The 8,029-nt window shown below is 69.4% G+C and carries 9 protein-coding genes; 1 reads left to right on the top strand and 8 read right to left on the bottom strand.

Annotated elements, in window-relative coordinates:
• The 6 genes from kdpB to ACIQU6_RS43215 form a co-directional block, all read right to left on the bottom strand.
• The coding region (gene kdpB / locus ACIQU6_RS43190; protein ID WP_403487981.1) for a potassium-transporting ATPase subunit KdpB at window positions 1–1,673 on the bottom strand (1,673 nt) is incomplete at its 3' end.
• Window positions 1,674–1,705: 32 nt separating this feature from the next.
• A complete protein-coding gene (gene kdpA / locus ACIQU6_RS43195; protein ID WP_403487983.1) occupies window positions 1,706–3,382 on the bottom strand; it encodes a potassium-transporting ATPase subunit KdpA in 1,677 nt (558 codons plus the stop codon).
• Window positions 3,383–3,413: 31 nt separating this feature from the next.
• A complete protein-coding gene (gene kdpF, locus ACIQU6_RS43200) occupies window positions 3,414–3,503 on the bottom strand; it encodes a K(+)-transporting ATPase subunit F (RefSeq protein ID WP_016575741.1) in 90 nt (29 codons plus the stop codon).
• Between the two features lie 350 nt (window positions 3,504–3,853).
• The gene (locus ACIQU6_RS43205; protein WP_403487971.1) at window positions 3,854–4,657 is read right to left on the bottom strand and encodes a DUF3710 domain-containing protein; all 804 of its coding nucleotides are present in this window, start codon (window positions 4,655–4,657) and stop codon (window positions 3,854–3,856) included.
• The gene (dut, locus tag ACIQU6_RS43210) at window positions 4,617–5,138 is read right to left on the bottom strand and encodes a dUTP diphosphatase (RefSeq protein ID WP_403487973.1); all 522 of its coding nucleotides are present in this window, start codon (window positions 5,136–5,138) and stop codon (window positions 4,617–4,619) included. The genes ACIQU6_RS43205 and dut overlap by 41 nt, the downstream gene beginning before the upstream one ends.
• The gene (locus tag ACIQU6_RS43215; protein WP_403487975.1) at window positions 5,135–5,728 is read right to left on the bottom strand and encodes a PaaI family thioesterase; all 594 of its coding nucleotides are present in this window, start codon (window positions 5,726–5,728) and stop codon (window positions 5,135–5,137) included. Before ACIQU6_RS43215 ends, dut begins: the two co-directional genes overlap by 4 nt.
• A 58-nt stretch (window positions 5,729–5,786) precedes the next feature.
• On the opposite strand from ACIQU6_RS43215, the gene ACIQU6_RS43220 reads away from it, so the two are divergent.
• Complete coding sequence (locus ACIQU6_RS43220) at window positions 5,787–6,230, top strand: DUF3093 domain-containing protein (protein WP_403487977.1); 444 nt, start codon at window positions 5,787–5,789, stop codon at window positions 6,228–6,230.
• On the opposite strand, the gene ACIQU6_RS43225 is transcribed toward ACIQU6_RS43220, so the two are convergent.
• Together ACIQU6_RS43225 and ACIQU6_RS43230 are read right to left on the bottom strand one after the other, a co-directional pair.
• Window positions 6,170–6,952: a hypothetical protein gene (locus ACIQU6_RS43225; RefSeq protein WP_403487979.1), complete on the bottom strand. Its 783-nt coding sequence runs from the start codon at window positions 6,950–6,952 to the stop codon at window positions 6,170–6,172. The genes ACIQU6_RS43220 and ACIQU6_RS43225 overlap by 61 nt on opposite strands.
• A 98-nt stretch (window positions 6,953–7,050) precedes the next feature.
• Window positions 7,051–7,353: a DUF4193 domain-containing protein gene (locus tag ACIQU6_RS43230; protein ID WP_016575747.1), complete on the bottom strand. Its 303-nt coding sequence runs from the start codon at window positions 7,351–7,353 to the stop codon at window positions 7,051–7,053.
• Between the last annotated feature and the right edge of the window lie 676 nt (window positions 7,354–8,029).

An 8,029-nucleotide genomic window follows, 5' to 3' on the forward strand; every position in this document is an offset into this window, starting at 1 on the left:
GAGGTACCGGTGTTCATCGCCACACCGACGTCCGCCTGCGCCAGCGCCGGGGCGTCGTTCGTCCCGTCACCGGTCATCGCGACCAGCTTCCCGCCGGCCTGTTCGCGCTTGATGAGCGCCATCTTGTCTTCGGGGGTGGCCTCGGCGAGGAAGTCGTCCACGCCGGCCTCCTCCGCGATGGCCTTGGCGGTCAGCGGGTTGTCACCCGTGATCATGACCGTCTTGATGCCCATCTTGCGGAGCTCGACGAAGCGCTCGCGCATGCCGTCCTTGACGACGTCCTTGAGGTGGATCACGCCGAGGACGCGGGGGCCGCTCTCGTCTTCCAACGCGACCAGCAGCGGGGTGCCGCCGGCCTGGGAGATCGTGTCGGCGAGCTGCCGGGCGTCCTCGGTGGCCTCGCCACCGCGCTCCTGGACCCAGGCGAGAACGGAGCCGGAGGCACCCTTGCGGATCTTGCGGCCGTCGACGTCGACGCCGGACATCCGGGTCTGCGCGGTGAACGGGATCCACTCGGCGCCCGTCAACGTGTCGGCGTTGAACTCACCCTCGCGCAGCGCGTACTTCTCCCTGGCGAGTTCGACGACGGAGCGTCCCTCGGGGGTCTCGTCGGAGAGCGAGGAGAGCTGGGCGGCGTCGGCGAGTTCCGTCTCGTCGGCGCCGGGGACGGGGACGAACTCGGCGGCGCGACGGTTGCCGTAGGTGATGGTGCCGGTCTTGTCGAGCAGCAATGTCGACACATCGCCAGCCGCCTCGACGGCGCGTCCGGACATGGCGAGCACGTTGCGCTGCACCAGGCGGTCCATGCCGGCGATGCCGATGGCGGAGAGGAGCGCGCCGATGGTCGTCGGGATGAGGCAGACCAACAGGGCGAGCAGCACGATCATCGGCTGCTCGGCGCCGGCGTAGATGGCGAACGGCTGGAGGGTGACGACCGCCAGCAGGAAGACGATGGTGAGGGACGCGAGAAGGATGTTCAGCGCGATCTCGTTGGGCGTCTTCTGCCGTGCCGCGCCCTCGACCAGGTTGATCATCCGGTCGATGAAGGTCTCGCCGGGCTTCGTCGTGATCTTGATGACGATGCGGTCGGAGAGGACCTTGGTGCCGCCGGTGACGGCACAGCGGTCGCCGCCGGACTCCCGGATGACGGGCGCGGATTCGCCGGTGATGGCGGACTCGTCGACGGACGCGACGCCTTCGACGACGTCACCGTCGCCGGGGATGATGTCGCCGGCCTCGCAGACGACGAGGTCGCCGACGCGGAGTTCGGTGCCGGGTACCTGCTCCTCGTCGGTGCCGTTGAGGCGGCGGGCGACGGTGTCGGTCTTGGCCTTGCGGAGGGTGTCGGCCTGCGCCTTGCCGCGGCCCTCGGCGACGGCCTCGGCGAGGTTGGCGAAGATGACGGTCAGCCACAGCCAGACGGCGATCGCCCAGCCGAACCAGTCGGAAGGTGACAGGCAGGCAAATATCGTGGTGAGGACGGAGCCGACCTCGACGACGAACATGACGGGCGACTTGACCATCACCCGCGGGTTCAGCTTCCGCAGGGCGTCCGGCAGCGACGTGACGAGTTGCTTGGGGTCGAAGAGACCGCCGCCCACACGGCCGTCTCCGGGCTGCTGCCCGCTGGTGTCGTCCTGTTCTGGAGCGCGGGTCGGTGTTGCGGTGGACATGGAGCCGGGCTCCTCCGGTTTCACGGGGACGGTCATGACAGTCCCTCCGCCAGCGGCCCGAGGGCGAGCGCCGGGAAGTAGGTCAGACCGGTGATGATCAGGATCGTGCCGACGAGCAGCCCAGCGAAGAGCGGCTTCTCGGTACGGAGGGTGCCCGCGGTCTCGGGGACCGGCTGCTGCTCGGCGAGCGAACCGGCGAGGGCGAGCACGAACACCATCGGGAGGAAGCGGCCGAGCAGCATGGCCAGGCCGATCGTGGTGTTGTACCAGGGGGTGTTGGCGTTCAGTCCGGCGAAGGCGGAGCCGTTGTTGTTGGCGCCGGAGGTGTAGGCGTAGAGGACTTCGGAGAAGCCGTGGGGCCCTGCGCCCAGTGCCTTGGTGTTGAGCATCGAGCCGACGGCGTCGGGAAGCACCATGGCCGCGGCGGTGAAGCCGAGGACCAGGGTGGGGGTGATGAGGATGTAGCACGCGGCGAGCTTGATCTCGCGGGTGCCGATCTTCTTGCCGAGGTACTCGGGGGTGCGACCGACCATGAGGCCGGCGATGAAGACGGCGATCACGGCCATGACGAGCATGCCGTAGAGGCCGGACCCCACGCCGCCGGGGGCGATTTCGCCGAGCATCATGCCGAGCAGTTGGATGCCGCCGCCGAAGGCCGTGAAGGAGTCGTGGAAGGCGTCGACGGCTCCGGTCGAGGTGAGGGTGGTGGCGACGGAGAAGATGGCGGAGGAGCCGACTCCGAAGCGGTTCTCCTTGCCCTCCATCGCGGCGCCGGCGGCCTGCAACGCGGGCCCGCCGTGGGCGAACTCGCTCCACATCATCAACGCGGTGAAGCCGAGCCAGATGACGCCCATGGTGGCGAGGATGGCGTAGCCCTGCTTCACGTTCCCGACCAGCTTGCCGAAGGTGCGGGTGAGCGAGAAGGGGATGACGAGGATCAGGAAGATCTCGAAGAGGTTGGTGAAGGCGTTGGGGTTCTCGAACGGGTGGGCGGAGTTGGCGTTGAAGTAGCCACCGCCGTTGGTGCCGAGTTCCTTGATGACTTCCTGGGAGGCGACCGCACCACCGTTGGTCTGCTGGGCGCCGCCCATGAACTGGCCGACCTCGTGGATGCCGGCGAAGTTCTGGATGGCGCCGCAGGCGACGAGGACGATCGCGCCGACGACGGCGATGGGGATCAGGACGCGGATCGTGCCGCGCACCAAGTCGGCCCAGAAGTTGCCCAGTTCACCGGTGCGGGAGCGGGCGAAACCGCGGACCAGGGCGATGGCGACGGCCATGCCGGTGGCGGCGGAGACGAAGTTCTGGACGGCGAGCCCGAGGGTCTGGACGACGTGGCCCATGGCCTGTTCACCGCTGTACGACTGCCAGTTGGTGTTGGCGACGAACGAAGCGGCGGTGTTGAAGGCCTGGTCGGGGCTGATGGAGGCGAATCCGAGGGAGAGCGGCAGCCCGCCCTGGATCCGCTGGATCAGGTACAGGAAGAGCACCCCGGCCAGGGAGAAGGCGAGGACACCGCGGAGGTACGCGGGCCAACGCATCTGCGTGTCCGCGTTGGCGCCTATGCAGCGGTATATGACCTTCTCCACGCGCAGATGACGCGGGGAGCTGTAGGCGGCGGCCATGTAGTCGCCGAGGGGGCGGTACACCAGGGCGAGCGCTGCGATGAGCGCCGTCAACTGGAGCACGCCGGCGAGAGCGGGGCTCATGTGGCCCGCTGCGGTTGCAGCTGTCGACACCTCAGAACCTCTCCGGGAAAACGAGGGCGAGGACCAGGTACCCGAGGAGGGCGACGGCCACGATGAGGCCGACGATGTTCTCGATGGTCACAGCTTCGCCACCCCCTTGGCGACGAGAGCCACCACTGCGAAGACAGCGAGGGTGACGACGACGAAGGCCACGTCGGCCATCGTGTGCTCCTAGATGGGCAGACGGAATTGGACCCCTAGAGCAAAGCGCCGTTCTTCCGCCACTTGAGCCTTGTTGACGCCTCCCTTACGGCCATTAGCGTTCCGTTGACGGTTTTCTTACGCAGTCTGATCTGACCTGCACAAACAAGAAGGGGCCGTACCCCCCTTACGGGAGTACGGCCCCTCTCAACCGTCATGTTTGAGCCGTTGCCGGGGCGTTGGCGCAGCGTAATCGCGGTGTCGTAGTACCCCAGTCGCGCCGACCGCGGGTCAGCGGATCTCGGTGATCTCCGGCCCGCGCTCCAGGCGCTCCACGCCGCCGCCGAAGCGCGACCCCTCGGCCGGGTCCTGCTGAACCCCGTCCGGCACCATCTGAGCGTCGTCGGGCAGCTTGAGGACGATCGGGTCGCGGGGCGCCATCGGGGCCTCGCCGCGCACGACGACGGTGTCCCGGAAGATGTGCTCCAGCACCCCGGCGGCCTGCGGCTGCACCGCACCCTGCCCGGAGATCACACCGCGCAGGAACCAGCGCGGGCCGTCCACCCCGACGAAGCGCACGACCTGCACGCCGTTGGTCCCGTCCGGCAGTTGCACCGGCACCTGGGCGCGCAGCTCCCAGCCGAGCGGCCCCTCGACCTCGTCGATGACGCCGCCCTGCTGCGTGATGCCGGTGGCGATCTCCTCGCGGACCTCGCCCCAGATGCCCTCGCTCCTGGGGGCGGCGAACGCCTGCAACTGCACGGCGCTGTCCTGGAGGACGATCGTCGCGGCGACGATCGCGTCGCCGGCGACCTCGACCCGCAGTTCCATGCCCTCGACGCCGGGGACGTGCAGGCCGCCGAGGTCCACCCGACCCTCGCCGGGCTCCTTGACCTCCGACACGTCCCAGGGGCCGTCGGGGCGCGGCGCGGGCGGAAGGTTGAGCCGCGCTTGCGTCGCGTCGTCGTTCTCGCCGTCCGTCGTCTCTTCGGCGAGCGCCGTGTCCTCGGCGGGCTCTACAGGAGCCTCGTTCTTCTTGCGACGTCCGAACACGTCACTGTCCTTCCCGGTCGCCAACGACCGATGCGTATTCATTCCCGCCCGTGGAGCCGTCCACCGCCGCATGACCGCCGGTGGACCCGAATCCCCCCTCGGCCCGCGCCGAGCCGGGAAGTTCCGCCACCTCGTGGAAGCGCACCTTCTCGACCTGCTGGACGACCAACTGGGCGATCCGGTCGTACTTCTCGAACCGCACGCTCTCCCGCGGATCCAGATTGACCACGATCACCTTGATCTCTCCACGGTACCCGGCATCGACCGTCCCGGGGGCATTCACCAGCGCCAATCCGCAGCGGGCCGCCAGCCCGGATCGCGGGTGCACGAACGCCGCGTAGCCGTCGGGCAGCGCGATCGACACACCGGTGGGGAGGACGGTGCGCTCCCCCGGTGCCAGCTCGGCGGCCTCGGTGGTCACCAGGTCGACGCCCGCGTCGCCCGGGTGCGCATAGCCCGGAACGGGAACGTCCGGGTCCAGCCGGCGCAGCAGCACATCAACCGGATTCCGTCGCTGATTCACGGGTTCACCTCGAAGGCACGCGCTCGCTTGACCTGGTCCGGGTCGGCCATCGCCGCCTGGATCTCCTCGGTCCTTCCGTTGTCGATGAAGTGGTCGACCTTGACCTCGATGAAGACGGCCCGGGCGCGCACCGCGACCGGCCCCTCCGGGCCGCCTATCCGACCCACCGCCGTCGAATAGATCTTCCGGCCGTGCACCGCGGTGACCTCCGCCTCCAGGTGCAGCACGGTGCCCAACGGGACGGGCGCCGTGAAGTCGGTCTCCAGCCGTCCGGTCACCGCGATCACCCGCAGCAGCCAGTTCAGCGAGCCGAGCGTCTCGTCCAGCGCGGTGGCCAGCACGCCGCCGTGCGCGAGGCCGGGGGCGCCTTGGTGGGCCTCCTTGACGGTGAACTCGGCGGTGACGCGCACGCCGTCGCCGGCCCGGGCCTCCAGGTGCAGCCCGTGCGGCTGGCCCGCGCCACAACCGAAGCACCGGTCGTAGTGCGCTCCGAGCAGTTCACCGGGTGCCGGTGCCTCCGGGTGCCGGACCGGGGCCGTGGCGTCCTCGGGTGGCGTCAGCCGCGTCCTGGGTTGGTCAGTTCCACTCACGAGTGCAGACCCTACCCGCGCGCGTAAGGGGCGCGTGCCGCCGTGCCAAGCTGGACCCATGCAGTCGTACGAAGAACGTCTCACCGCACCCCGCTCCTGGTGGGTGATCGCCGCGCTCATCGGCGTCTCCTGCGCCCTGATGCTGCTCCCCTTGGGGACGCTGCCGATGCTCGGCGGGCTCATCGGCGGCGGGGCGCTGTCCGCGGTCGCGGTCAGTTCGTACGGCTCGGTGCGGATCCGGGTGGTCGGCGGCGCACTGGTCGCCGGGGACGCCAAGATCCCGGTGTCGGCGCTGGGCGAGGCTCACGCGCTGGACGCCGCGGAGGCGATGGCTTGGCGGACGCACAAGGCGGATGCGCGGGCCTTCATGGTGCTGCGGAGCTACGTACCGACGGCGGTCCGGGTGGAGATCGTCGACCCCGAGGACCCGACGCCGTACGCCTATGTGTCGACGCGGGAGCCGGAGCGGCTGGTCGCGGCGCTCTCGGCGGCGCGCGACTGACCGGTCGGGGCGTCCGGGAGGGCGTCCCAAGAGATCTGGTGGCGGCGCAGGTCCGCGCGGATCTTCTCGGCGAGCTTCCGGGTGTCGCGGCGGTTGAGGAACGCGCCGACCGCGGCGCCGATGAGGAACGGCGTGAGGTTGGGCAGATTGCGCAGGGTGCGCTTCATGATCTGCTGACGCAGCTCGCGCCGCATCGGCCCGCCGAGCGCGACGTTGAGCGAGGCGGGCTTGGCGATGTCGATACCGCGCTCCTGCGTCCAGGACGTCAGGTAGGCGGCGGTGCGCTGGGTGCGGTTCCCCGTGGGCCGCAGCCCGTATACCTCGTGAAGCTCGGCGATCAGCTTGATCTCGACCGAGGCAACGCCCGCGACCTCGGCGGCGAGTTCCGCGGGCACGGCGGGCGGGACGGGCAGCATGGCGGCCGCGCCGACACCCGCGCCGACGGTGGCGGTGCCCGCACAGGCGCCTGCCACCAACTTGTCGGCGAGCTCCTCGGGGGTCAGTCCGGGGAACTGCGCGCGCAAGGTGGTGAGGTCGCGGACCGGAATCCTGGGGGCGGTGGCGATGATCCGGTCGGCGATCACGCCGAGCGCGGACCGTACGCCGTCGCGGCCCTTCCTGGCGCCGCGGACGGCCGCGCCCGCGAACGAGGCCGACCGGCCCCGCCACTTCGGCTCGCCGGTCATCCGCTCCTCGGGGAGGGCGGTCGGGTCGGCGGGCACGGGCGCTGTTTTCTCGCGTGATCGTGCGCCGGCCGCCGGACCGTTGCCGCCCTTGCGGCCCTTACGGAACGGGTTTACGCCTGACACGGCGTAACCGGTCAGGCCGCGCAGTCGCGGCAGATCGGGTTGCCGTTCTTGTCCTCGGCAGCCAGCTGGCTGCGGTGGTGGACCAGGAAGCAGCTCATGCAGGTGAACTCGTCCTGCTGCTTGGGCAGCACACGAACCGCGAGCTCTTCGTTGGACAGGTCGGCGCCGGGCAGTTCCAGGCCCTCGGCCTGCTCGAACTCGTCGACGTCGACGGCCGAGGCGGACTTGTCGTTCCGCCGCGACTTCAGTTCCTCGATGCTGTCCTCGTTGAGGTCGTCATCGGTCTTGCGTGGAGTGTCGTAATCCGTAGCCATTGTCGCTCTCCCCCTCTGGGTGTCTGCGGTGTCTCAGCGCTCGTAACGCGTGAGAGGCCGGACTTGTGCCCGACCTGAGGCGGAGATTTTGCCTCACATCAAGGTCTGTTACTCAATCGACACCCAACCGCACCCCTGAAGAGGTGATCGGTTTGGATGGCGATCAGGACCGTACACGGTCCGAATGTCGCACCTCGCGCAGCCCATCACGTGTACTTCCCGTGATCAGGGCCCCTGGAAACCAGGATTTTCCCGGCTTTCCACCAGGCATTTTGATCACGGAACGTAGATGGCCGGAAAGGGGCCTCTGTGAGGGATCACACACGTTCCGAGCGGCGGGCGGACCCGCCGAATTCCGCGCAAAGCGAACTCCGGCGAAGGATCCCCGGAGACCCCCCTCCCCGTCAAACCGGAAGAACGGACGGGCGGGCGGAATCCCGGAGCCGGCCAACGTACAGCCGGCACATGATCTATAGACAGCCGTCGGACGGACGTTCGCATGCGGCGGTGGCCCCTGGGGCCACCGCCGCCCACGCGCGCCGCCACCGGCCGCACAGGGGCCCTGTCGTCGCCGTCAGAGCGGCAGGACGACGCGCATGTCGAGTCCGCCGCCCTCGCGGGGTTCGGCGGTGATGGTGCCGTCGTGGGCGCGGGCCACGGAGCGGACGATGGACAG

This window comes from Streptomyces sp. NPDC090442 (genome assembly GCF_044769405.1).
Classification (GTDB): domain Bacteria; phylum Actinomycetota; class Actinomycetes; order Streptomycetales; family Streptomycetaceae; genus Streptomyces.

What these genes read in the sequence shown, in the direction of transcription:
- ACIQU6_RS43205 (WP_403487971.1), bottom strand. Translation starts at nt 4,657, where the DNA reads ATGAATACGCATCGGTCGTTGGCGACCGGGAAGGACAGTGACGTGTTC.
- kdpA (WP_403487983.1), bottom strand. Translation starts at nt 3,382, where the DNA reads ATGAGCCCCGCTCTCGCCGGCGTGCTCCAGTTGACGGCGCTCATCGCA.
- ACIQU6_RS43220 (WP_403487977.1), top strand. Translation starts at nt 5,787, where the DNA reads ATGCAGTCGTACGAAGAACGTCTCACCGCACCCCGCTCCTGGTGGGTG.
- ACIQU6_RS43230 (WP_016575747.1), bottom strand. Translation starts at nt 7,353, where the DNA reads ATGGCTACGGATTACGACACTCCACGCAAGACCGATGACGACCTCAAC.